General features: G+C 70.6%; 23 protein-coding genes. 13 read left to right on the plus strand and 10 right to left on the minus strand.

Annotation, left to right across the window (positions count from 1 at the left end; genetic code table 11):
- Positions 1 to 244: 244 nt before the first annotated feature.
- The 4 genes from AB0E90_RS21540 to AB0E90_RS21555 are packed head-to-tail and all read left to right on the plus strand — an operon-like array spanning position 245 to position 4,328.
- On the plus strand, positions 245 to 2,950 hold the full coding sequence (locus AB0E90_RS21540; RefSeq protein WP_360408150.1) for a nitrate- and nitrite sensing domain-containing protein: 2,706 nt from the start codon (positions 245 to 247) through the stop codon (positions 2,948 to 2,950).
- The gene (locus tag AB0E90_RS21545) at positions 2,947 to 3,372 is read left to right on the plus strand and encodes a roadblock/LC7 domain-containing protein (RefSeq protein ID WP_360408489.1); all 426 of its coding nucleotides are present in this window, start codon (positions 2,947 to 2,949) and stop codon (positions 3,370 to 3,372) included. The genes AB0E90_RS21540 and AB0E90_RS21545 overlap by 4 nt, the downstream gene beginning before the upstream one ends.
- Positions 3,362 to 3,748 (plus strand): DUF742 domain-containing protein, encoded by a 387-nt coding sequence (locus AB0E90_RS21550; protein WP_360408153.1) that lies wholly within the window; start codon positions 3,362 to 3,364, stop codon positions 3,746 to 3,748. The genes AB0E90_RS21545 and AB0E90_RS21550 overlap by 11 nt, the downstream gene beginning before the upstream one ends.
- On the plus strand, positions 3,729 to 4,328 hold the full coding sequence (locus tag AB0E90_RS21555) for an ATP/GTP-binding protein (RefSeq protein WP_360408155.1): 600 nt from the start codon (positions 3,729 to 3,731) through the stop codon (positions 4,326 to 4,328). The genes AB0E90_RS21550 and AB0E90_RS21555 overlap by 20 nt, the downstream gene beginning before the upstream one ends.
- Here AB0E90_RS21555 and AB0E90_RS21560 read toward each other — a convergent pair.
- A complete protein-coding gene (locus AB0E90_RS21560; protein ID WP_360408157.1) occupies positions 4,311 to 5,861 on the minus strand; it encodes a BTAD domain-containing putative transcriptional regulator in 1,551 nt (516 codons plus the stop codon). The genes AB0E90_RS21555 and AB0E90_RS21560 overlap by 18 nt on opposite strands.
- A gap of 158 nt (positions 5,862 to 6,019) precedes the next feature.
- Between AB0E90_RS21560 and AB0E90_RS21565 the strand changes: the two genes are divergently transcribed.
- The 5 genes from AB0E90_RS21565 (at position 6,020) to AB0E90_RS21585 (ending at position 11,156) form a co-directional block, all read left to right on the plus strand.
- Positions 6,020 to 6,820 (plus strand): hypothetical protein, encoded by an 801-nt coding sequence (locus tag AB0E90_RS21565; protein WP_360408159.1) that lies wholly within the window; start codon positions 6,020 to 6,022, stop codon positions 6,818 to 6,820.
- Between the two features lie 66 nt (positions 6,821 to 6,886).
- On the plus strand, positions 6,887 to 7,471 hold the full coding sequence (locus tag AB0E90_RS21570; protein WP_360408162.1) for a hypothetical protein: 585 nt from the start codon (positions 6,887 to 6,889) through the stop codon (positions 7,469 to 7,471).
- Between the two features lie 46 nt (positions 7,472 to 7,517).
- Positions 7,518 to 8,570 carry a lactonase family protein gene (locus tag AB0E90_RS21575; RefSeq protein ID WP_360408165.1) on the plus strand — a complete coding sequence of 351 codons (1,053 nt, stop codon included), beginning with the start codon at positions 7,518 to 7,520 and terminating at the stop codon, positions 8,568 to 8,570.
- Positions 8,571 to 8,809: 239 nt separating this feature from the next.
- Positions 8,810 to 10,510 (plus strand): VWA domain-containing protein, encoded by a 1,701-nt coding sequence (locus AB0E90_RS21580; protein WP_360408168.1) that lies wholly within the window; start codon positions 8,810 to 8,812, stop codon positions 10,508 to 10,510.
- A gap of 172 nt (positions 10,511 to 10,682) precedes the next feature.
- The gene (locus tag AB0E90_RS21585) at positions 10,683 to 11,156 is read left to right on the plus strand and encodes a MarR family transcriptional regulator (protein WP_360408169.1); all 474 of its coding nucleotides are present in this window, start codon (positions 10,683 to 10,685) and stop codon (positions 11,154 to 11,156) included.
- A gap of 166 nt (positions 11,157 to 11,322) precedes the next feature.
- On the opposite strand, the gene AB0E90_RS21590 is transcribed toward AB0E90_RS21585, so the two are convergent.
- A complete protein-coding gene (locus AB0E90_RS21590; protein ID WP_360408172.1) occupies positions 11,323 to 12,453 on the minus strand; it encodes an ROK family protein in 1,131 nt (376 codons plus the stop codon).
- 74 nt (positions 12,454 to 12,527) lie between these two features.
- Here AB0E90_RS21590 and xylA point away from each other — a divergent pair, with 74 nt between their 5' ends.
- The 3 genes from xylA to AB0E90_RS21605 are packed head-to-tail and all read left to right on the plus strand — an operon-like array spanning position 12,528 to position 16,587.
- Positions 12,528 to 13,715 carry a xylose isomerase gene (gene xylA, locus AB0E90_RS21595; RefSeq protein ID WP_360408175.1) on the plus strand — a complete coding sequence of 396 codons (1,188 nt, stop codon included), beginning with the start codon at positions 12,528 to 12,530 and terminating at the stop codon, positions 13,713 to 13,715.
- 20 nt (positions 13,716 to 13,735) lie between these two features.
- Positions 13,736 to 15,124 (plus strand): xylulokinase, encoded by a 1,389-nt coding sequence (gene xylB / locus AB0E90_RS21600; RefSeq protein WP_360408178.1) that lies wholly within the window; start codon positions 13,736 to 13,738, stop codon positions 15,122 to 15,124.
- Positions 15,121 to 16,587 (plus strand): MFS transporter, encoded by a 1,467-nt coding sequence (locus AB0E90_RS21605; RefSeq protein ID WP_360408181.1) that lies wholly within the window; start codon positions 15,121 to 15,123, stop codon positions 16,585 to 16,587. The genes xylB and AB0E90_RS21605 overlap by 4 nt, the downstream gene beginning before the upstream one ends.
- On the opposite strand, the gene AB0E90_RS21610 is transcribed toward AB0E90_RS21605, so the two are convergent.
- The 7 genes from AB0E90_RS21610 to AB0E90_RS21640 all read right to left on the minus strand — a co-directional run bounded on the left by AB0E90_RS21610 (position 16,495) and on the right by AB0E90_RS21640 (position 21,646).
- Complete coding sequence (locus tag AB0E90_RS21610) at positions 16,495 to 18,105, minus strand: glycoside hydrolase family 13 protein (RefSeq protein ID WP_360408184.1); 1,611 nt, start codon at positions 18,103 to 18,105, stop codon at positions 16,495 to 16,497. The two genes, AB0E90_RS21605 and AB0E90_RS21610, sit on opposite strands and share 93 nt — an antisense overlap.
- A gap of 9 nt (positions 18,106 to 18,114) precedes the next feature.
- Positions 18,115 to 18,807, minus strand: a complete 693-nt coding sequence (locus AB0E90_RS21615; RefSeq protein WP_360408187.1) for an HD domain-containing protein — start codon at positions 18,805 to 18,807, stop codon at positions 18,115 to 18,117.
- Positions 18,808 to 18,847: 40 nt separating this feature from the next.
- Positions 18,848 to 19,720, minus strand: a complete 873-nt coding sequence (locus AB0E90_RS21620) for an MHYT domain-containing protein (RefSeq protein ID WP_360408190.1) — start codon at positions 19,718 to 19,720, stop codon at positions 18,848 to 18,850.
- A 165-nt stretch (positions 19,721 to 19,885) separates the two neighbouring features.
- Positions 19,886 to 20,029, minus strand: a complete 144-nt coding sequence (locus AB0E90_RS21625) for a GPGG-motif small membrane protein (RefSeq protein ID WP_360408193.1) — start codon at positions 20,027 to 20,029, stop codon at positions 19,886 to 19,888.
- A 39-nt stretch (positions 20,030 to 20,068) separates the two neighbouring features.
- Positions 20,069 to 20,812, minus strand: coding sequence for a metallophosphoesterase (locus tag AB0E90_RS21630; protein ID WP_360408196.1), 744 nt, complete (start codon positions 20,810 to 20,812; stop codon positions 20,069 to 20,071).
- Positions 20,809 to 21,060, minus strand: coding sequence for a hypothetical protein (locus AB0E90_RS21635; RefSeq protein WP_360408199.1), 252 nt, complete (start codon positions 21,058 to 21,060; stop codon positions 20,809 to 20,811). The genes AB0E90_RS21630 and AB0E90_RS21635 overlap by 4 nt, the downstream gene beginning before the upstream one ends.
- A gap of 1 nt (position 21,061) precedes the next feature.
- A complete protein-coding gene (locus AB0E90_RS21640) occupies positions 21,062 to 21,646 on the minus strand; it encodes a nucleotidyltransferase (RefSeq protein ID WP_360408202.1) in 585 nt (194 codons plus the stop codon).
- 165 nt (positions 21,647 to 21,811) lie between these two features.
- On the opposite strand from AB0E90_RS21640, the gene AB0E90_RS21645 reads away from it, so the two are divergent.
- Positions 21,812 to 22,522 carry a dTMP kinase gene (locus AB0E90_RS21645; protein ID WP_360408205.1) on the plus strand — a complete coding sequence of 237 codons (711 nt, stop codon included), beginning with the start codon at positions 21,812 to 21,814 and terminating at the stop codon, positions 22,520 to 22,522.
- Between the two features lie 5 nt (positions 22,523 to 22,527).
- On the opposite strand, the gene AB0E90_RS21650 is transcribed toward AB0E90_RS21645, so the two are convergent.
- Positions 22,528 to 23,226 carry an SDR family NAD(P)-dependent oxidoreductase gene (locus AB0E90_RS21650; protein WP_360408208.1) on the minus strand — a complete coding sequence of 233 codons (699 nt, stop codon included), beginning with the start codon at positions 23,224 to 23,226 and terminating at the stop codon, positions 22,528 to 22,530.
- Positions 23,227 to 23,376: the final 150 nt, after the last annotated feature.

The raw sequence follows: 23,376 nt of genomic DNA on the forward strand, positions 1-23,376 counted from the left end.
ACTGCCGTTCGTCAATCCCCTTTCACCGCTCCGGAAGCGGATGTTTCCGGTCTGTCACATGAACGACTGTCGCAGCGGATGCCACTGTCCCCGGACAAATAGGACAGTTAACACATATTCCTATTGCTGGATGGTGGCTCTGCTTGAAGGTTTTACGTATTCTCCGGAAGGCGCACACGGCCGGTGATGTCCGCCAACTCGGCGGCCGTGCGGCTGGAACCTGCCAACCCTCGGGCGGAGCCTGATGAGAACCCGCAACTGGTCGATCCGTTCGAAGATCATCACCATGGTGACGGTGCCGCTCGTGGCGCTGCTGGCACTGTGGATCTTCGCGACGGCGCAAACCGCCGGACCGGCGCTCAACCTGCTGTCCGCGCGGTCGCTGGCGGACACCATCGGCAACCCGGGCGAGGTCATCGTCGGCGAGCTGCAGCGGGAACGACGCCTCACCGTGCAGTTCCTCTCCGACCCGAGCGCCTCGGTCGGCCAGCTCACCGAGCAGCGTGCGGCCACCGACCGGGCGATCGGCGACTTCCGCTCGGCCGCCCGCGACGGCGACGCCTGGCGCGAGGGCAGCGACACCATGCGCCGGCGGGTCGAGCAGTTCTTCACCGAGATCGACACGCTCCCTGCGCAGCGCGAGCATTTCGACCGCCGCGAACCCGACCCGATCGGCGCGCAAGGCCTCTACAACGGCATGATCCAGGCCGGCTTCGACATGTTCGCGGCCACCGCGACCTTCCCCGACGACGAGATCGACCGGCAGATCCGCGCGCTGTCCACGGTCGGCCGCGGCCAGGAATACCTGAGCCGGGTCGACTCGCTGCTGGCCGCCGCCACGGTCAACGGCCGCTTCACCGACGAGTTGCGCTCGGCCCTGGTGCAGGACGTCGGCACCGCCCGGTTCCTGCTCGCCCAGGGCGTCGAGGACATGCCCGACGCGAGCCGCGCGCAATATCAGAAGCTCAGCAGCGGTGACGCATTCGTCCAGCTCAACCGCATGATGGACCGGCTGATCGTGCAGAGCCGCGCGGGTCAGCTGCCCCCGGTCGGCGCGGACAGCTGGCACCCGGCCTTCGAGAAGTCCGCCGATCAGCTGCGCGACCTGGAAAACAACGCGATCGACTCGCTCGCCGACCGGGGCGCCTCGCTCGCCGTCTCCATCCTGCTGCGCCTGCTGCTGGCCGCCCTGCTCGGCCTGATCGCCTTCGCCGTCTCGGTGTTCGTGTCGGTCAAGGTGGGCCGGTCGATGGTCGGCCGCCTGCGCCGGCTGCGCGGCGAGGCGCTCGAGATGGCCACCGAGCGGTTGCCCAACGTGGTGCGCCGCCTCCAGCGCGGCGAGAACGTCGATGTCGACGTCGAGACACCCCCGCTGGAGTACGGCCGGGACGAGATCGGCCAGCTCGGCCACGCGTTCAACGACGTGCAGCGCACAGCCGTGCGGTCGGCGGTCGAGGAGGCCAATGTCCGGCGCGGCCTCAACGAGGTGTTCCTCAACATCGCCCGGCGCAGCCAGACGCTGCTGCACCGCCAGCTCGCCCTGCTCGACCGGATGGAGCGCCGCGAGACCGAGCCGGCCGAGCTGGAGGATCTGTACCGGGTGGACCACCTGGCCACCCGGATGCGGCGGCACGCCGAAGACCTGGTCATCCTGGCCGGCGCCGCGCCGGGCCGCGGCTGGCGCAACCCGGTGCCGGTGATCGACGTGGTCCGCGGCGCGATCAGTGAGGTCGAGGACTACAAGCGGATCGACATCCGCTCGATCGAGTCCTCGGCCGTTCTCGGCCGCGCCGTCGGCGACGTCATCCACCTGCTCGCCGAGCTGCTGGAGAACGCCACCTCGTACTCTCCGCCGCACACCCGGGTGCAGGTCTCCGGCCAGGTGCTCCCGAACGGGTACGCCGTCGAGATCGAGGACCGCGGTCTCGGCATGACCCACGACGCGATCGACGAGGCCAACCGCCGCCTGGTCGAGCCGCCCGACTTCGACCCGGCCGACAGCGCCCGGCTCGGCCTGTTCGTGGTGGCCCAGCTGGCCAACCGGCACGGCATCCGGGTGTCGTTGCGTGCGTCCGCGTACGGCGGCGTCACCGCGATCGTGCTCGTCCCGGGCGAGCTGGTGGTCGGCGCGCCCGGCCCGGCCGAGCTGCCGGCCGGCCCGGACCGCCCGCTGGTCGGCTCGGGCACCGACGACCCGTCCCGGCGCTCGCTCGCCGCGCTGCAGTGGCAGGGCGCCGAGGAACTGCGCGAGCTGACCGCGAACGGCCGGCCGCTCACCATCAACGGCATCGCCACCGCGATCTCGGCGGCAGAGCCGCGGACGCGCCCGATCCCGGCCCAGCGCCGGCCGCTGGCGGCCCCGCCGATCGGTCCGGTGCCGTCGTCGGTCGCGGAGGGACTGACCGCCGACGGCCTGGTGCAGCGCCGCCGGGTCCGCCGCCCGGCCGACCTCGCCGAGACGACCGGGGCCCCGGCCGCGATCCCGGCCGACGGGCCGACCTCGGCGGCTCCGATGCCCACGTCGGCCCCGCCCGCCGAGGCCACCGAGGACGGTCTGCCCAAGCGGGTCCGGCAGGCCAACCTGGTGCCCCAGCTGCGCCGTTCGGCCGAGGCCGTGGCGGACGAGCCGACCGCTCCGCTGCGCTCGCCCGAGCAGATCCGCAGCATCATGAGCGCGCTGCAGAGCGGCACGACCCGCGGGCGGATCGATGCGTCCAAATACGTCAAGTCTGAAGATCGCCCGAAGGCGAAAAATCCGGGCAACGGGGGATCTCCCGGAGGCGCGTCCTTCGAGGATGCGGCTACCGTCAGTTTCCCGGCGATCGTGAACGTCGCGGTTGCCGACTCGCCATCAGCGGATGGCGGCACAGCATCACCAAAAGGGGCAGCACCAGGCGCGGCCGGCGACCGCGAGCCCGACAGTGAGACCAGGCCGGAAAAGGACGCATAGTGACGCAGACGACCAACCAGAGCGCGAACCTCACCTGGCTCCTCGACGATCTCGTCGAGCGGGTGCCCACCGCGCTGCAAGCGGTGGTGCTGTCGGCCGACGGGCTGTTGATGGGCGCGTCCACCGGCCTGAAGCGGGAGGATGCGGATCACCTGTCGGCGATGGCGGCCGGCTTCCAGAGTCTGGCCAAGGGCGCGAGCCGGCACTTCCGGGCCGGCCCGGTCCGCCAGACAGTGGTCGAGATGGAGCAGGCCTTCCTCTTCGTCACCGCGGCCGGTCAGGGTGCCTGCCTGGCCGTGCTGGCCGCCAGTGACGCCGACCTCGGCCTGATCGCCTACGAGATGGCGATGCTCGTCACCCGGGTGGGGCAGAACATGATCGCGCCGGAACGCTCGGCGGTGGCACCCTCCGATGCCGGCTGACCCGCCGCGCCTCGCGCACGACTGGCTCGACCACGACGCCGGTCCGGTGGTCCGTCCCTATGCGGTGACGCAGGGACGGGTGACGCCGACCGGCGACGCGATCGACATGTTGGCGTTCGTCGTGGCGACCCTGCCCGACGACCATCAGGGCGCCCGGCTGCAGCCGGAACACGACGCCATCGTGGCCGCGGCCTGGGAGCCGATCCCGGTCGTCGAGCTGGCTTCCACCCTCGACCTGTCGGTCGGCGTGGTCCGGGTTCTGCTGGGTGATCTACGCTCGGCAGGGCTCATCTCGATGTACGAACCCCCGGCGGCCTCCAAGCCGCACGACGTCGACGTACTCAAGGCGGTTGTCAATGGACTCCGTGCGCTCTGACCGCAACGGCGCATCGTCGCGCATCCCGGTCGCGCTCAAGATCCTGATTGCCGGTGGCTTCGGCGCCGGGAAGACCACCATGGTCGGGTCGGTCAGCGAGATTCGTCCGCTGCAGACCGAAGAGATCCTGACCGGGGTCGAGGGAGCCGACAGCATCGACGGCGTGGAGAGCAAGACCACCACGACCGTGACGATGGACTTCGGCCGCATCACGATCACCGAGGACCTGCAGCTCTACCTCTTCGGCACGCCCGGGCAGGACCGTTTCTGGTTCCTCTGGGACGAGCTGTCGCAGGGCGCGCTCGGCGCCGTCGTGCTGGCCGACACCCGGCGCCTGGCCGACTGCTTCCCCTCGATCGACTATTTCGAGCAGCGTGGCACGCCGTTCGTCGTGGCGGTCAACTGCTTCGATGCCGAGCCCCGGTTCGGCGCCGAGGCGGTCGGGCGGGCCCTCGACCTCGATCCGGGAGTGCCGGTCGTGCTGTTCGACGCCCGCGAGCAGATGGGCGCCCGCAACGTCCTGATCGAGCTGGTGGAATACGTCGCCCGCCGGCAACTGACCTCAGCCGGCTCCCGCTGACCAGCGGGGTGGCCACGCCGCCGGGGCCGGTGCCGGCCCCGGCGGGAGACAGATGAGCCGGTCGGCAAGCTTTCGAACGGCACGAGCGTCGACCAGACCTCGTATCGTCAGATCCTCGGGCCGGTAGAACGGGCCGCGTAACTGCCGGTCCCGCTCGATCTCCGCGCACTGGGGCGCCGGCAGCTTGGTGACCCGGGCGAGTTCCTGCGCGCCCAACTGGTTGAGGTCGATCAGCCCGCCGTCCTGGATGAGGCGCAGGGGCACGTCGGGCCGGCCGACCCCGATCTCCCGGGCCCGGTCGGGATTGAACATGGCGAACTGCCGGGCTCGCTCGCGCAGACGGTGGCCGTCGGAGCGGGCGGCCAGGAACAGCCCGTGCGCGGCCGCGACGACCATCACCCCGCCGAAGTAGAAGATCCCGATGTTGTCCTGGGTGGTGAGCTCCTCGCTGTCCACGCTCCCGTACGGGTCGATGACGAAGAAGAATATGAAGCCGACCGAGAACAGCAGGAAGTAGAAGGCGGCCGCCGCGAGCGCCGCGGCCTGACGCCGGCGGATGCCGACGTAGAGGAAGTAGACCCAGGCCAGCGAGCCGCAGGTGAACAGGGAGGCGGCCAGCGCGCCGATGATCTCCAACGCGACGCTGCCGCCCCGGCCAGGCGGGAAGTAGATCGGCGGCGCGGCCGGCACGGAGATCGGCATGAGCCCCGGCCCTGGCATGGGCGGAGTGACCGGCGCGGGCGCAGGCGGGGGCGGCATGGCCGGCGAGACCGGGACGTCGTTGCGCAGGATCATCAGGTGGGCGGCCTGCATCCGGTCGCCGGGCTCGGCGCCGACCTCGTCGAGGAAGAACTCCCGGGCGTCGCGGTAGGCCGCGAGCGCCTCCGCCTGCCGCCCGACCTGATGCAGCGCCAGCATCCGCTGCACCCGCAGGCCCTCGCGCATCGGGAACTCCTCGATCAGCCGGCCCAGCTCGGGGAGGATCGTGGCGGCCCGGCCCTGGACGATCCCGGTCTCGGCCCAGCGTTCCCACGCGGTGGCGCGCGCGTCGGCCAGCCGGGCGCGGGCCGCCTCGAAGACCGGCCCGGTCAGCCCGGCGAGCGCCTCGCCCCGCCACAGGGCCAGCGCACCGCGCAGGGTCATGGCAGCCTCGGTCAGCCGGCCGGCGGCCTGCTCGGCCTCGGCCCGGGCGAGCGCGGCCTGGAACTCGTCGGCGTCCACGCCGCCCTCGGCCCGCAGCACGTAGCCGCTGCCGGTGAGCGCGAGCAACTCGCCGGGGGTGCGCGGCGCGCGGTCCGGCTCGAGCGCGCGGCGCAGACCGGCCACGTATTTCTGCACGACGTTGGCGCCGTTCTCCGGTGGCTCGTCGCCCCAGACCGCGTCGACGATCTGATGGGTCGGCACCGGGCGGCCCGCCTGCAGCAGCAGCACAGCGAGAACTGCCTGCTGTTTCGCCGGCCCGAGCGACAGCGCCACACCGTCGCGCCACACGCGCACCTCGCCGAGGATCTCGAACCGAAGCGGCGTGCTCACGCGGCCGTCACTCACCGCAGCCCCCTGACCTGCACTGACGTTTCTGCGGCAGCGGAACCGCAGAGGGCAGCAGCATAACGGCAGCGGGACGGGCGCCGTGGTCCTCCAGTCTGTGATCTGTCGGCAGCGACACCACCACCACCCCGAGAAAGACGACCATGAATACTGCACGCTCGACCCGCCTCGCCGCGTTCGCCGCGGTTGCCACCTCCGCCCTCGCGCTCACCGGCTGCGGGATCGCCGATTCCACCACTCCGGCCGGCCCGGCCGCCGAGAAGATCATCACGGCCCCGCGCGACCTCCTCCTGAAGGCGGTTCCCGCGGACGACGCCAAGGCCTACGCGTTCACGATCAAGGGCAACGTGACGCCGGTGTCCGGCGTCGTCGACGGCTCGCACGAGGCCGCGGAGATCAACATGGCGCAGGAGATCAAGGAGGCCGGCACCACCTTGAAGATGGACATCCGGCTGGTGGCGAAGAAGGGCTGGGTGAAGATCTCGTTCAGTCCGAACGTGGCCGGCCTGCCGAAGATGCCGAAGAAGTGGATGCTGCTCGACCCGGCGAAGCTCGACGACAAGTCGATGCTCGAGGAGGACGACCGCACCGATCCCGGCTACACCCAGCTGCTGCTGGAGAACGCGGACGCGGTCGTGCAGACCAGCCCCGGCAACTTCACCGGCACCACCGACCTGACCAAGGCCACCGAGGCTGAGATCGTCGAGGACGACGCCCTCAAGGCTCTCGGCGAGGCGGCCAAGCGGGCGCCGTTCGAGGCCGTCGTCGACGACCTCGGCCATCTGACCAGCCTCGTCGTCAAGATCCCGGCGGCCGGCAAGGTCAAGGCGCACGACTACTCGGTCGGCTACACCAACCTGGGCCACACCGCCCCGGTGGTCGCGCCGGCCGCCGGCGAGCAGCAGAAGGCCACCTCCACCGCCTACGAGATGCTGAACGGCTGATCCGGATGAGACGGGCGGTCGCGCGGGGCACGGGGCCGGCGCGGCCGCCGACCGGATTGGGGATCCGTGATCGAGTGCACGCTCTGTGGTCGTCCGGTGCTCGGCCTGACCGGCCACGACTGGACGGCCCTGCCCTGGATGGTGGCCGACGGCACCGGCGTTCTGCCCGGTCCCTGCCATGTCACCTGTCTCCAGGAACGCGGCGCGGCGCGCAGTTGGGCGGCGGCTGTCGAGGCGTACCACCGCAAGCGTTGGCCGCGCTGGCTGGCGGGCATCGACGCCGGCGTCGGCTGGCGGCTGCACAGCAGCCGCGCCGCACGCCGATTTCATCTCTGGCGCTCCGACGGGGGCATGGCATCTTTCCCGTACGGGGTTCTGGCCGTCGCGCCGTTCCGGACCGAGACCGACCTGGCCGAGACCGGCACCGCGCACGCCGCCGCCCTGCTGGCCGCGATGGGCGCCGACCGGCCCGGCGCCGCGGTCCCGCTGCCCCGGATGATCGAGCGCCTGCGCCTGACCGACCGCTATCCGTTCGTCGAGGGCGTCGTCACCCTACGGCGCAACGTCCTGGTCGCCGACCATCCACTCGTCCTGACCAGCGCCTGCCTGCGCGCGGCCCGCCAACTCGCGGCCGAAGCGGTGGACATCTAGCTGTGCGGTCCGGTGGCGGACATCCGGATGTGATGGGATTCGGGGCATGGGTTCACACGGTGAGTTCGTCTTCGTCGGTGGGTACACGGGTGACAAGGGCGGTGACGCCGAGGGCATCGTCCGGCTCCGCCGCGATCCGTCCTCGGGCGTGCTGACCCGCCTCGGCGTGGCGGCCCGCACCCCGTCCCCGTCGTTCCTGGCCCAGCATCCGGCGCTCCCGATTCTGTACGCCGTGAACGAGCTCGAGTCGGACGGCACGGTCAGCGCGTTCACGGTGGCCGCCGACGGCGAGCTGACCCCGCTGTCGACCCGGCCGACCGGCGGCTCCGACCCGGCCCACCTCTCGGTCACCGCGGACGGCCGCTTCCTGCTGGTCGCCAACTACTCGAGCGGCTCGGTCGCGGTGCACCCGCTCGATCCGGAGGGCGCCCCCGGCGAGCGCACCGACCTGCTCGGCCTCGCCGGCTCCGGCCCCGACGCGGAACGGCAGGCCGGCCCGCACGCGCACATGGTCGTCGAGGACCGCGCCGGCATCCTGATCGCCGACCTGGGTTCCGACCGGGTGTGGCGCAGCCGGCTCGATCCGGTCAGCGGCCGGCTGAGCGCGCCGGTCCCGGCGGTGACCGCGAAACCGGGCACCGGCCCGCGTCACCTGCGCTTCGCCCCCGACGGCACGTTGCTGCTGGTCGGCGAGCTGGCGGCGAACCTGTCCTGGTACCGACCGGCGGCCGACGGCACGCTGGAGCTGGCCGGCGAGGCGGCGACCAGCGACCGGGAGGGCCCGAACTACCCGTCCGAGATCGTCTGTGGCCGGGACGGCCGGTTCATCCACGTGGCGAACCGGGGCCCGAACACGATCACCACGTTCGCGTGGGACGGCAACGAGGCGGTCAAAATCGCCGAGACGCCCGCCGGCGGGGAGTGGCCACGGCACATGATCCTGGTCGGGGATCACCTCTACGTAACCAACCAATTGTCACAGAGCGTTACAACGTTTAGGATCGATCCCGAGACCGGCGTCCCGGAAGCGCAGGGTGAGCCAATGGCCGAGGCCAGCCCCACCTGCCTGTTGCGCTGGACATCGACGACGATCAGATGATTCGTGAGACCGGGCGTTTCAGGCTCTTCGGGTAAAGCGCCAAAAACCGGTCAGACTCTCCTACTGATCGAAATGACGTAACTACCCAAGGTCACTTTGTCGGAGAGTTGACCTAATCCGAGTAACTTTCCGCCAAACGTATATGGCGCTCAGCTTCGGCGGTGCGCACTATAGGACGCGTGTCAGGCCGCCATCGTCGAAACTTTAACCTCCGAGGAGCAGGCGTCGTTGGAGCCGCGATGGCGATTGTCGTCGTCATCGGCGGGTCGTACCTCGGCTACCAACAGCTCTCCGATTCTGGTTGCACCGGCTCCGTCAAATTGACTGTCGCTGCCGCCCCCGAGATAGCTCCTGCCATCGAACAGACTGCGCAGAAGTGGATCCAGGATGGTGCCAACGTCAATGGAACGTGCGTTGCCGTCGCCGTGACCCCGGTGAACCCCGCGACCATGGCCGCGGCCGTGGCGGGGGAGCACAAGGTCACGCTGACCGGCCTCGGCGCCGCGCCCGAGTCGGTGAAGGTTCCCGATGTCTGGGTCTCCGACTCGTCGACCTGGCTGCTGCGCCTCAAGAACGAGGCGCCCGGCTTCGTGCCCACCGACGGCAAGCCGATCGCGACCAGCCCGGTCGTCGTCGCCATGCCGCAGCCGGTCGCCGAGACCATCGGCTGGCCCAACAAGAAGCTCGGCTGGAAAGACCTGCTCGGTCAGCTGACCACCAGCACCCAGATGCGCACCGGCATCGTCGAGCCGACTCGTGATGCGGCCGGCCTGTCCGGTCTGCTCGCGCTCGGTCAGGCCGCCGGCACCGGTGCGGCGGCCCAGTCCGCCAAGGTCGGGGCGATCAAGGCGCTGGCCCAGTCGTCGTCCGCGCTGCGGGACGACCTGCTGCAGAAGTTCCCGCACTCGGCCGACACCAACGACATCGCGACCAGCCTCAGTGCGGCGCCGCTGTCCGAGGAGGACGTGGTCGCGTACAACGCCGAGAAGCCGCCGGTTCCGCTGGTGGCGCTCTACCTCGACCCGAGCCCGATGCCGCTCGACTACCCGTACGCGATCATGCCGGAGGTCGACCTGCAGAAGTCGGCCGCCGCGACCGGTCTGCGCCAGCAGTTGCAGACGGCGTCCTTCAAGAACGCGCTGGCGGGTGCGGGTCTGCGTTCCCCGGACGGCTCGGCCGGTGCGGGCTTCTCGGCTCCGCTCGGCGCGCCGGATGCGTCGCCCGCCGTCTCGGCCAGCGCCGGCAGCAAGTCGGAGGGTGGCACGGCCGCGGCCGGGCTGGACTCCAACACGATCAACCAGGCGCTCGGTGGCTGGGCCGCGACCACGCTGCCCGGACGAGTGCTCGCCGTCTTCGACGTCTCCGGATCGATGCTCGAGAAGGTGCCCACCGCCGGTGGCGCCGACCGGGCCACGGTCACCCGGGGTGCGGCGTCGGGTGGTCTGGCGCTGTTCGACGACAAGTGGGCCGTCGGCGTGTGGCTCTTCTCAACCGATATGGACGGGAAGAAGCCGTACAAGGAGATCGTGCCGATCAGCCCGCTCTCGTCGAGCCGGCAGAAGCTGCAGAACTCGATCGCGCAGATCAAGCCGAAGGCGAACGGCCAGACCGGTCTCTACGACACCCTGCTGGCTGCCTACCAGAACGTGCAGAACAGCTGGCAGGCCGGAAAGATCAATTCGGTCATCCTGTTCACCGACGGTGAGGACAGCAAGGAAGGCATCACGCAGCAGGCCCTGGTCACCAAACTCAAGGCGATCAGCGACCCGAAGCGCCCGGTCCGCGTGGTCATCGTCGGTATCGGCAACGGCGTCAACCGCCAGGAGCTCGAGACCATCGTGAAGCCCACGGCCGCGGGTGGCGTCTTCATCGCCCCTGACCCGGCGAAGATCGGCGACATCTTCCTCGAGGCGATCGCGTCGCGCACCGGCGCGAACTAAACCCTTGTGGAGTACGCAACGACGGCCGTCACCAACCGGTGGCGGCCGTCGCCGTATCCGCGTGTCCGGCCCGGCGCCGGCGGGTGCGGAAATGTCGATGATCGAGAAGGCCGCACGTCACCTGCCCGGAGGCGCGAATTGAGCGCCGTCGCAGGGTAGTCTCTGCTGCACCATGGCGGTTCACGACGGCCCGGACCCGACGCACGCGGCGGCGATCGACGACGCTGCGCAGGCGTTGCTGTCCGCCTGGGACAACGCGCGCGAGCAGGTGACCCCACGGCTCTCCGCGGCGCAACTCAACGCGCTGCTCGCCGTCGAGCGGGCCGAGGGCGTCAACCTGGGCGGCCTGGCCGCCGAGATGAACATGCTGCTCTCCTCGGCCAGCCGCCTCTGCGACCGACTGGTGGCCTCCGGCATGGTCGAGCGAGTCCCCGGCCGCGCCGACCGCCGCGAGATCGCCCTCTACCTCACCCCGTCGTCCCGCACCCTGCTCGGCGAACTGCGCCGCATCCGCCGCCTGGCGCTGTCCGCAACCCTGGAGCGAATGTCCGGCTCCGGCCGCGCGGCCCTGCTACGAGGCCTGTCCGAATTCGCATCAGCCGCAGCCGACGACGCAAAGAGCACCACCTCAGCCCGCACGGCCTAACCACGGGGTGTCCCGTGATTTCGCGGCTCGACAGGTGGCGTAACCCGGCCGGCGTCACGGTTCCGCAGCGTGCAGAGCGCCATCTCGCCGCACCCGGCTCAGCCCGTTCGGGAGCTCGCGCCGGGCGTCGAGCCGGGCCGCGGCCCGCGCTGCGGTGGGGAGCGGCCTACGCCGTACCGTTCAAAAAGGCCGCCGGGTCGTCGATCAGCTGTTGGATCACTGCGCCGGCCGCGCCGCGCACGGCGGCGTCGGCGCCCAGCGTCGCGGCACGCAGCGTGACCGGCGCCAAGCCCGCGGTCAGTACGCGGCGTGCCAGCTCGGCCTCGATGCCCGCGCGCAGCCGTGGGAATTCCGGAGCGTAGGCGCCGCCCAGCACGATGACCGAAATGTCCAGCAGGTTGACCACCGCGGACAACGCGATGCCCAGCGCCGAGGCGGCCAGGTCCAGGTCGGTGGAGAAGGCCTCCTGGCCGGCGTATTGCTCGAGGCAGCCGTTTGCGCCGCAGCGGCATGGGCGGCCGTCGGGGTATACCGTGACGTGCCCGATCTCGCCGCTCCAGCCGCGGTTGCCGCGGTAGAGCTCGCCGTCCAGGACGATGCCCGCGCCGATGCCGATCTCGCCGGAGACGTAGAGGAAGGTGTCCTCGCCGCCGGCGCGTAGTTCGCCGAGGGCGGCCAGGTTGGCCTCGTTGTCGACGGCGATGGGCAGGTCGCCGAGGCCGGGGAGCGCATGGAGCAGGGCGGGCGCGTCGACGTCCTGCCAGTCGAGGTTGGGTGCGACGCGGACGATGCCGTTCGGCGCGACCAGGCCGGGCACCGCGAGGGCCGCGCCGGCGACGGCCAGGCCGTCCGCGGTGGCTGCTTCCAGGGCTTGCAGTGCGAGGGCGCCGATCTCGGCGAGGGAGGAGGCGGGGGAGAGCGGGCGCTGGTCGCGCTGGGCGAGGAACCGGTGCCGGACGTCGCCGGTGAGGTCGATGACGGTGGCCGCCAGGTAGTCGATGTTGATCTCCAGGCCGAGGCCGGCCGGGCCGGAGGGGCTCAGGGCCAGCCCGGCGGCCGGTCGGCCGGCGCCGGTGCGTGGGGCCGGGTCGTGCTCGGTGAGCAGGCCGCCCGCGATCAGGTCGTCGACGAGCGCGGAGACGGTGGCCCGGGTGAGTCCGGTTTCGGCGGCGATGCCCGCTCGCGATGGCCGATCTGCGCTGTTCGCCACGGTTTGCAGGACGAGCGCGAGATTATGGGCCCGGACGCTCGATTGCCGGACGGGAGCCCGGGAGGCGGTCATGATCCGGGCGCTCATGCCCTTGACAATGCCACACCGGCTCCAAATAATTCAACCAATAAACAAATCAAACCCGTTACGTGGAGGTAACCGTGCCGGTCCAACCCACACGCGAAGACAAGTTCACATTCGGCCTCTGGACGATCGGCTGGCAGGCCCGTGACGCGTTCGGTGACGCCACCCGCCCCGAGCTCGACCCGATCGAGGCGGTGCACAAGCTCGCCGAGCTCGGCGCCTACGGCCTGACGTTCCACGACGACGACCTGATCCCGTTCGGGTCCGACGCGAGCACCCGCGACTCGATCATCGCCTCGTTCAAGAAGGCGCTCGAGGAGACCGGCCTGGTCGTCCCGATGGTCACCACGAACACCTTCACCCACCCGGTGTTCAAGGACGGCGCGTTCACCAGCAACGACCGCTCGGTCCGGCGTTACGCGCTGCGCAAGATCCTCCGCCAGGTCGACCTCGCCGCCGAACTGGGCGCCAAGACCTTCGTGCTCTGGGGCGGCCGCGAGGGCGCGGAATACGACGTGGCCAAGGACATCTACGCCGCGCTCGACCGCTACCGCGAGGGCCTCAACCTCGTCGCGCAATACTCCGAGGACAAGGGCTACGGCCTGCGCTTCGCGATCGAGCCGAAGCCGAACGAGCCCCGCGGCGACATCCTGCTGCCCACGCTCGGCCACGCCATCGCCTTCACCAATGAGCTGGAGCGCCCCGAGCTGTTCGGCATCAACCCCGAGGTCGGGCACGAGCAGATGTCCAACCTCAACTTCTTCGCCGGCATCGCCCAGGCGCTGTGGCACAAGAAGCTGTTCCACATCGACCTCAACGGCCAGCACTCGGTCAAGTTCGACCAGGACCTGGTGTTCGGCCACGGCGACCTGCTCAACGCGTTCGCCCTGGTCGACCTGCTGGAGAACGGCCCGGTCGGCGGCGGCCCGCTGTACGACGGCCCGCGCCACTTCGACTACAAGCCCTCCCGCACCGAGAACTTCGACGGGGTCTGGGAGTCGGCGGCGGCCAACATGCGGATGTACCTGCTGCTCAAGGAGCGTGCGCAGGAGTTCCGCGCCGACCCGGTGGTGCAGGAGGCCCTCGCTGCCAGCAAGGTGCTCGACCTCGCGAAGCCGACCCTGAACGAGGGCGAGACCTACGCCGATCTCCTCAACGACAAGAGCGCCTGGGAGGAGTTCGACGTCGACGCCGTCGGTGCTCAGGGCTACGGTTTCGTGAAGCTGCACCAGCTCGCGATCGACCACGTTCTGCGCGCCAGCTGAGCGTCGAGCAAAGGGAAGAAATGACTCTCGTAGCCGGGATCGACAGTTCCACCCAGTCCTGCAAAGTGGTCATCCGCGATGCGGAGACCGGCAAGCTGGTCCGGCAGGGCCGGGCCGCGCATCCGGACGGCACCGAGGTGCATCCGGACGCGTGGTGGGCCGCGCTGCAACAGGCGATCGACGAGGCCGGTGGCCTGGACGACGTGGCCGCCGCCTCGGTGGCCGGCCAGCAGCACGGCATGGTGGTGCTCGACGAGAACGGCGAGGTGGTGCGCCCGGCGCTGCTGTGGAACGACACCCGCAGCGCCGGCGCGGCCGCCGACCTGATCAAGGAGCTGGGCGGCGGCGACAAGTGGGCCGAGGCGGTCGGCATCGTCCCGGTCGCCAGCTTCACCCTGACCAAGCTGCGCTGGCTGGCCCGCAACGAGCCGGCGCTGGCCGCCAGGGTTGCCGCGGTCTGCCTGCCGCACGACTGGCTGACCTGGAAGCTGTCCGGGTCGACCGACATCAGCACGATCAAGACCGACCGCAGCGACGCCAGCGGCACGCTCTACTGGTCGGCAAAGACCAATCAATACCGGCCCGACCTGCTCGAACTCGGTTTCGGCCGGGTTATCGGGACGCCCGAGGTGCTCGGCCCCACCGGCATCGCGGGCCATCTGCCCAACGGCGCCCCGCTCGGCCCCGGCGCCGGCGACAACGCGGCGGCCCTGTTCGGCACCGGCGCCGGCCCCGGCGACGTGGTCGTCTCGATCGGCACCTCCGGCACGGTCTTCGTCTCGGCCGAGGTGTCGCCGGACGACCCGAGCGGCACGGTGGCCGGCTTCGCCGACGTCACCGGGCGGTTCCTGCCGATCGTGGTGACGCTCAACGCGGCCCGGGTGCTCGACGCGGCCGGCAAGCTGCTCGGCGTCGACCACGACCAGTTGTCCCGGCTCGCCCTGACCGCGCCGGCCGGCGCCGACGGGCTGGTGCTGATCCCTTACCTCGAGGGCGAGCGCACCCCCAACCTGCCGAACGCCACCGGCGCGATCCACGGCCTCACCCTCGCCACTTCCGACCCGGCCCACCTGGCCCGGGCCGCGGTCGAGGGCATGCTGTGCGGGCTCGCCGACGGACTCGACGCTCTGGTCGAGCACGGCGCCGAGGCCAACCGGATCGTGCTGGTCGGCGGGGGCGCCTGCAGCGAGGCGGTCCGCCGGGTGGCGCCCGAACTGTTCGGGCTGCCAGTGCTCGTGCCGCCGCCGGGGGAGTACGTCGCCGACGGCGCCGCCCGGCAGGCCGCCTGGGTCGCGCTCGGCGGCGAGGAGCCGCCGGTCTGGACGGCCGAGACCCCGGAGACGTACGAGGCGGTCGCCGTCCCACTGATTCGGGAGCAGTACAAGACGGCCGCTAACCTTCACGCGTGATCAAGGGCGGCTCCGCGCACCGCGTCTACAGCGTCGTGGTCTTCGTGATCCTGGCGTCGCTGGACAACGTGGCGATCGGGCTGGTGCCGCCCCTCTACGGCAGCATCGGCGACAGCCTCGGCGTCGGCGAGGGCCACATCGCGCTGGCCACCACGATCATGTTCCTGATCAGCGCGGTGGCGGCCATCGGTTTCGCGTACGCCGGGGACCGCACCGACCGCAAGCCGGTGCTGATGCTCGGCACCGCGATCTGGGTCGCCGGCACCACCTGGTCCGGCCTGGCCGACAGCTACACCTCGTTCCTACTCGCCCAGGTGGTCGCGTCGTTCGGCCTCGGCGCCGTCGCGTCGGTCAGCTTCGCCGTGGTCAGCGACCTCATCTCACCGAAGCGCCGGGGCCTGGTGATGAGCTTCTGGGGCCTGTCCCAGGGCGTCGGCACCCTGGCCGGCACCCTGGTCGGCGGTCTGCTCGGGCACGCGAACTGGCGGGAGCCGTTCCTGGTCACCGCGGTCGCCGGGGTGGTGGCCGTGGTCGCCTACCTGTTCACCTACAACGTGCCGCGCGGCGACAGCCAGCCGGAGCTGGCCGGGGTCGACTACGACGAGCGGATCCGGGCGAGCGACCTGTCGGTGATCCTCGGCCGGCGCACCAACATCTGGCTGATCTTCCAGGGAGCCACCGCCCAGATCGCCCTGGGCTCGCTGGTCTGGCTGCCGGTGCTGTTCCGGTCCCGCGCCGAGGATCAGGGCTACACGGCCGGCACCGCGGTGCTGGTCGGCAGCGTCTTCGCCACGCTGTTCCAGTTGGGCGGCGCGCTGAGTATCCTCGGCGGGCTGGCCGGTGACCGGCTGCAACGGCGTACGCCCCGGGGCCGCGCCCTGGTCGCCTCGGTCGGTGTCCTGGCCGCCGTGCCGTTCTACATCGTGCTGTTCTTCGTCCCGATGACCATCGACGTGCCGGACGGCGCCGGTTCGGCCATGGTGATCCGGGCCGTGCTCACCGACGTCTTCACCGAGCCGTCGGTCGGCCTGTGCCTGGCCACCGCCGTGTTCGCGCTGATGCTGACGTCGGCGAACTCGCCGAACTGGTTCGCCCTGATCGCCGACGTCAACCCGCCCGAGCACCGCGGCACCGTCTACAGCCTCGGCAACCTGGTCAACGGCTTCGGCCGGGCCGGCGGCAACGCGATGGTGGCGGTGGCCTTCCGGGCGCTGGCCGGCGCGTTCCCGCCACCGTTGAACTACGCGGTCGGGCTGGCCGGCTTCCAGGTCTTCTGGGTGCCGACCGGCGTCATGTTCTGGCTGGCCAGCAGGACGGTGGCGAAGGACATGGCCGAGACGCACGCCGCCCTGCTGATCGTGGCCGGTGGGTCAGACGACGGCCCAGACGGTGACATCGCCGGGGAGCCGTCCGTCGGCGTCGAGGGGCTCGCTCGTGAGCAGGACCCGAGCCCCGGCCGGTAGCGCCACCAGGCTCTTCCCCAGGTTGGACAGCACCAGCACGTCACCGTTACGGAAGGCGAGCACGTCGCTGGACGTCTCCTGCCAGGTCAGGGTCCCGCGCCCCAGGCCGTGCTCGTTTCGCAGCGAAAGGGCCCGCCGGTACAGCTCCCAGGTCGAGCCGGGCACGCCGGCCTGCCGGTCCAGGGCGAACTCGGCCCAGGTGGCCGGCTGGGGCAGCCAGCTGGCGTCGGACGGGCCGAAGCCGTACGACGGCGCGTCGGCCTCCCACGGGATCGGCACCCGGCAGCCGTCCCGGCCCCGCTCGGTGTGGCCGGACCGCTTCCAGGCCGGGTCCTCGCGCACCTCGTCGGGCATCGTGGTGTGCTCCGGCAGCCCCAGCTCCTCGCCCTGGTAGAGATAGACGGAGCCGGGCAGGGCGAGCATCTGCAGGGTGGCCGCGCGGGCCCGGCGCAGGCCGAGACCGGCGTCGGGCTGCGGGTCGTCGGCGCCGATGCCGTTCATCCGCCTCGTGCCGGCCGGGTAGCCGAGCCGGCTGGCGTGCCGCACCACGTCGTGGTTCGACAGCACCCACGTGGTGGGCGCGCCGACCGAGTCGTTTGCGGCCAGCGTCGAGCTGATCACTTTGCGCAGGTCGGCGGCGCGCCAGGGCGCCTCGAGGTATTCGAAGTTGAACGCCTGGTGCATCTCGTCGGGGCGCACGTAGCGGGCGAGCCGGTCGGCCGGCGCCACCCAGGCCTCGGCGACCAGGATGCGGGCGGGCTCGTACTCGTTCAGCACCGCGCGCCATTCCTGGTAGATCTCGTGCACGCCGTCCTGGTCCCACATGGGCGGTCGCGGGCCGACCGGGTCGAGGCCGCCGAGGATCGCGCTGGGCTGCGTCCACTCGGCGAGGGTCGCTTCCTTGATCAGGCCGTGTGCCACGTCGACCCGGAAGCCGTCGACCCCGCGGTCCAGCCAGAACCGCAGGATGCCGGTGAACTCGGCGCGGACCTCCGGGTTGCCCCAGTTGAGGTCGGGCTGGCTCACGTCGAACAGGTGCAGGTACCACTGGCCGTCCGGCACCCGCTCCCAGGCGGAGCCGCCGAACATGCTGGTCCACGAGTTCGGCGGCTGGTCGCCCCGGCCGTCCCGGAAGATGTACCGCTCGCGTTCCGGGCTGCCGGGCGAGGCGGCCAGCGCCGCCTGGAACCAGGCGTGCTCGCTGGAGGTGTGGTTGGGCACCAGGTCGACGATGAACTTCAGGCCCAAGTGGTGCGCTTCAGTCACCAATTTGTCGGCGTCGCCGAGGTAGCCGAAACGAGGGTCGACCGAGCGGTAGTCGGCGACGTCGTAACCCGCGTCGTGCTGCGGCGAGGGATAAAAAGGAGAGAGCCAGACGGCGTCGATGCCGAGCTGCTTGAGGTGCGGCAGGCGCCCGGTGATGCCGGGCAGGTCACCCATGCCGTCGCCGTCGCTGTCGGCGAACGAACGCGGGTAGACCTGGTAGATGACGGCGTCACGCCACCATTCGTTGGGCATGTCGCCAGGTTAGTCGTCGAGGATGGCGGCGAACCGCTCCTCCGCCAGGTCGAGCTGATCGAGGATGTGGTCCTTGGCCGCCAGCGACAGCGGGGTGTCCGGGCGTCCGACGAGTTCGCGCAGCTTGGGCACGAGCGGCCGGTACTTGGTCGCCGAGGAGTACGCCTTCTCGGCGGTGGTGTGGATGACGCCCACCCCGTTGTCGGTGAAGTCGGAGACCTTGATCACCCGGGCCCACGGGTCGCGGTCCAGGCTCGCCTCCACGTGCTCGCGGTACTGCTCGTGGCGGTCGCGGTCCGGGTCGTACTCCGGGTTGGTGACCGAGCGGACCAGCTCGGCCACCTTCGGGTTGAAGCGCCGGGCCAGCTCGCCGATCGCCGATTCGGTCAGCTCCTGGTGGGTGCCGGTGGCGAGCAGGCCCAACTCGGCCGGGTGGTCCTCGACGGCGTCGTGCAGCAGGGCCGCGGTCAGCACGTCGACGTCCCGGATCCCGTAGTACTTGATGATCCGGATGGCGACCCGCAGCAGGTGGTTCATGTACGGCTCGCGGACCCGGCGGTCCTCGGCGTGCAACTTGCCGGCCAGCTCGAGAGCGTCAGCCAACTGGGCCTGCTCGTCCGGCGGGAAGGCGTTGACCTCCAGCAGGAAGCGTTCGCGCAGTCCCGCCTCCCCGTAGACCTCGGTGATCGCATGCAAAGGCATCGACAACAGCATCCGGGCCGCCATAGCGACAGAGTAGCGATCAGGAGTTGGTTGTCGACCGGATCGGAACCGGGCGGGGCGACGGGCGGCGGGTGGCCGGCGCGACCGACGCCTGTTTGAGTGACCACGAATGGCTGTTCTCGGCGTGCACGCCGCGCTTCGGAGTGCCGGCGCCGTCGGTGAACTCCTCCTCGGTCATCGCCTGCAGCGCGCTGAGCGCGACCCCGACGATGGTCGCGGTGGTGATCACGGTGATCGGCACGAGCATCGTGAGTGGCCGGATGCCGTGCACCGGCTCGACGCCGTTGTTGAGGGTCACCGACATGGCCGCCATACCGGTGTAATGCATGCCGCACACCGCGACCGCCATGATCCCGGCGGCGAAGCTGACCCGGGCCCAGCCGCTGACCGAGATGGCGAACCAGAGGGCGACCGTGCTGGCCACCACCGCGATGATGGCCGAGGCCGCCACGAGCGCCAGGTTGTAGTGGATGGCGCCGTTCACGTGCATGCCCTCCATGCCGCTGTAGTGCATGGCCAGCACGCCACCGCCGGTCAGCACGCCGGCCCCGATGACCTTGGGCAGGCTGCGGGGGCCGTGCCCAACGATCAGCAGGCCTAGCCCGACCGCGACGACGGAGAAGACGAGGCTGGTCAGCGTCATGCCGATGTCGAATCGGACCGGGCTGGCCGGCACGTCGAAGCCGAGCATGGCGGCGAAGTGCATCAGCCAGATGGCGCCGCCGCCGATGGAGAAGGCGGCGATGCCGAGCCATCGGCTGCGCCGGCTGCCGGTCCGGGCGTCGCGGGCCCGAGCGGTGCAGAGCAGCCCGAAGAACGAGCCGAGGAACGCCAGCAGGTACGCGGCGATCGGATTGAAGACTCCATAGGTGAAGTGATGGACCTCGGTCACGGCGGAACCTCGCGAAGATCGACGGATGTGCCCGAGTGATTTACGGTCAAATAAGTGCACATCCATCGCACCGCGTGTGCGGCCCACCACAAAGAGAACCGGGACCGCCGATGCTCGGCAGTCCCGGTTTCTTCGGGGGATTCAGTTTTCTAGAGCGTGGGCCGATCAGGTGAAGATGCTGACGCCGCCGGGGCCGACGAGCAGGCCGACGATGATCAGGATGATGCCCCAGAGGAGCTGCCGCCGGAACAGCGCGAGGATGCCGGCGACCACCAGGATGACTGCGAGGATCCAGAGGAGAAATTCCATGCGATCCGGATACCCCTACCCACTAATTTGAAAACACGTCTACGAGGCAACCAATTCGGCGTCCACTTTGTCGGACAACAGCTGATAGATGTTGTACGCCTGCTTGATCACCGGATGGGCCACGTTGCGCACCGGCACTCCGCCCGGTGTGCGCCCCCGCTCCGAGCCGTGATGCGCGTGCCCGTGCAGGGCCAGCGACGTCGGCGCCGCGTCGATCGCCCGGCCCAGCTGATAGCAGCCGAGGAACGCATAGATCTCCAGCGGCTCCCCGTGCAGCGTGTCCGGCACCGGCGCGTAGTGGGTGAGCGCGACCAGCGCGTCGCACTGCACCGACTTCAGCGCCGTCTCCAGGCGTTCGGCGATCACCTCGGTGGTGCCGACGAACTCCTTCATCTCCCGCTCGCCGAAGTTGCTGGCGCAGGCCCCGGCGAACCCGCCGCCGAAGCCCTTCACGCCGGCGATGCCGAGCCGGTGCCCGTTCAGCTCCAGGACCGTCGTGTCCCCCTCGAGAACCGTGATGCCGGCCTCGGTGATCACGTCGGTGACCCGGTTCTGCTGGTCGCTCTGGTGGTCGTGGTTGCCGAGCACGACCACCACCGGCACGCCCAGCCCGCCGAACTCGGTGGCGAAGCAGCGCGCCTCGTCGACGGTGCCGTGCCGGGTCAGGTCTCCGGCGATCAGCAGCGCGTCGGCCCGGTCGGGCAGCTCCTCCAGGGCCGGCCGGAACCGGCCGAGCACGTCTTTGTCCACATGAACGTCGCCCACGGCGGCGATCCGGATCATGAAATCTCCTCCACCTCGCTGGGCGCCTGAGCCCGGATGATGCCGATGTCGCAGACGATCTCCACATCCGGAAACCGCTCGTTGATCTGCCGGCAGATCTCGTCCCGCCGCTGCACGGTCTCCACCTCGCCGTTCAGCACCAGCAGGTGCTCGCGGCGATCGACCGTGATGCCCAGTTCGGCGATCCGCCCGTCGGTGAGCAGGCTCTGGATCTCGGCTTCCAGGTATTCGTCAAGTTGAGTGCTCATCTCATCCCCCTACCCCTATCGGCTTGCCCCCCGAAGAGGGGACGACGTCCAAGCGATCGAGCAACATCAGGAAGGCTTCGGCGTACGGCGAATCCGCCGTCTTCCGCCGGACCCGGTCCCAATCGATCTGCTCGCGCAATGAGCGCGCCACCGGGAATCCGGTGGCGAAGTCGCAGTAGTGCTGGCTGTAGCTGAGCAGCTTGTGCACCATCAGCTGGGTGGCCGAGATGACCGGCATGTTGATCGCCTCGACCGAGATCATCTCGGAGTCCTGCAGCGTCTCGTCGGTGACCGGCGTCTCGACCGGGCGATAGATGAGGTCGACCATCCGATCCTCGTCGTACACCTTGACCAGCCAGTCCTCCGGCGGTTGCTCGGTGCGGAAGCCGACCGCGGCCAGTTCCTTGAGCGCCGCTTCCTTGTCCTGTTCACGGATCAGGAAGTCGACATCGTGGTCGCTGGAGTGCCCGCCGTGGGCATAGACCGCGAAGCTGCCGCCGAGCGCGAACGGGATTTCCGCGGACTTCAGCGTGGCGGCCACCCGCTTGAGCGACCCGGCCAGCCCGGCGTCCACGTGGTGCGGCATGGTGTCTCTCCCTGTCGACGTGTGCGGTCCGTGCTGAGTTTTCCTACCCGAGGTCCCTTCCTCTGAACCTCACGTGCCTTTTCTACTGCTTGACCCCATTTTGATACGCCGTGCCGGACGCCTGCTGTGAAACGCTCTGGGCAGGCCCGGTTACCGTTGGTGGGCATGACAGCCCAAGCGCGCACGATCGCCCTCGTCGGCATCGACGGAAGTGGCAAGACCACGCAAGCGCACCGGCTGGCCGACGCCCTGGCCGCCGAGGGGCTGCGCGCCGCCTACCGCCGTAACGCCGGCGGCCGGCGCTGGTTCGGCCGGCTCGCCGCCGGCCTGGGCCGCGGCGACGACGCCGAAGACCTGATCGGCCGCCGCGCGATGCTGTTCGTCGAGTCGGTGCTGCGCTGGCTGGCCATCCTGCGCACGCTGCTGCGCCGGGCGTTCACCGGCGAGATCACCGTCATGGACCGGTACGCGGTGTGCCAGTACGCCTCGCTCCGCGCCCGGGCCGCCCGACCCGCCGCCGAGCGCCGCGCCCGCCTGGCCTACCGGCTGTTCCCGCGGCCCGACGTGACGTTCCTGCTGGCCGTCGACCCGCAGACCGCCCACGACCGGATCGAGGCCCGCGGCTACGACCACGAGAGCACCGACTACCTGTCCGCGTCCGCGGCCGCCTACCGCTCCCTGCCCGAACACCCGGATTTCGTGGTGATCGACGCAAACGCCGGCCCGGACGAGGTCGCCGCCGAGATCCGCAGCCGCCTCCCGCTGCCGGCCCCGGTCACCCCGGCCAGTTCCCGGGTCCGCACCCTGGTCCTGGCCGGCGGCCCACTGCTCGCCGGCGCGACCGCCCTCGGCTGGCAGTTGGCTGAGTCGTTCTGACCGCCTCAGGCCTGGCCGTAGACCGGGATCTGAGCGCCGGTGGTCGGGGCGGACGCATCCGAGGCCAGGAACAGGATCACCGGGGCGATCTGTTCGGGCCGCACCCACCGGGAGAAGTCGGCGTCCGGCATCCCCGCCCGGTTGGCCGGGGTGTCGATCACGCTCGGCAGCACCGTGTTGCAGCGCACACCGGCCTTCTTGTACTCGGCCGCGACCGCCCCGGCGAACCCGAGGACGGCCGCCTTGGCGGTCACGTAGCCGGCCGCGCCGGGGAACGGCGCCACCGCGGCCCGCGACGACACGCACACGATCCCGCCGCCGCCGGCCGCCACCAGGTGGGGCAGGGCCGCGGCGGTGACCAGGTAGGTCGGTCGCAGGTTTACGGCCAGCATCCGCTCGAACTCGGCGATCGGCGTCTCCGCGACGAGGCCGCCCGCGGCGAACGCCCCGGCGAGGTTGACCACCGCGCGCAGCGGCGCCCCGCTCTCACCGCCCGCGACGGCGGCCGCGGCGGTGACGTCGGCCGGGTCGTCCAGATCACCCTCGACCGCGATCGCGCCCTTCGGCAGCGCCGCCGACCGGCCCGGCCGCACCGGCGCGACCACGCGCCACCCGTCGGCCACGAAGGCCCCGACCGTGGCGGCGCCGAGCCCGCCGGCGCCGCCGGTGACGATTACTGTCCGTCCGCTGTCCATGGAGAGCATCGTCCCCCTGTGTTTCTCGTCACTTGGGTGCGGGGGCGACACCCGCCCGGACGTCACTCTTACGGGCGAGTGAACTCCGGGGCGTCGTGCCGCATTGTGGCAGGTGGTCCGGTCCGGGCCGCCGGCATGCGGATCTTTTCGATGAGTCTT

The organism is Actinoplanes sp. NPDC026619 (genome assembly GCF_040638295.1).
GTDB lineage: Bacteria > Actinomycetota > Actinomycetes > Mycobacteriales > Micromonosporaceae > Actinoplanes.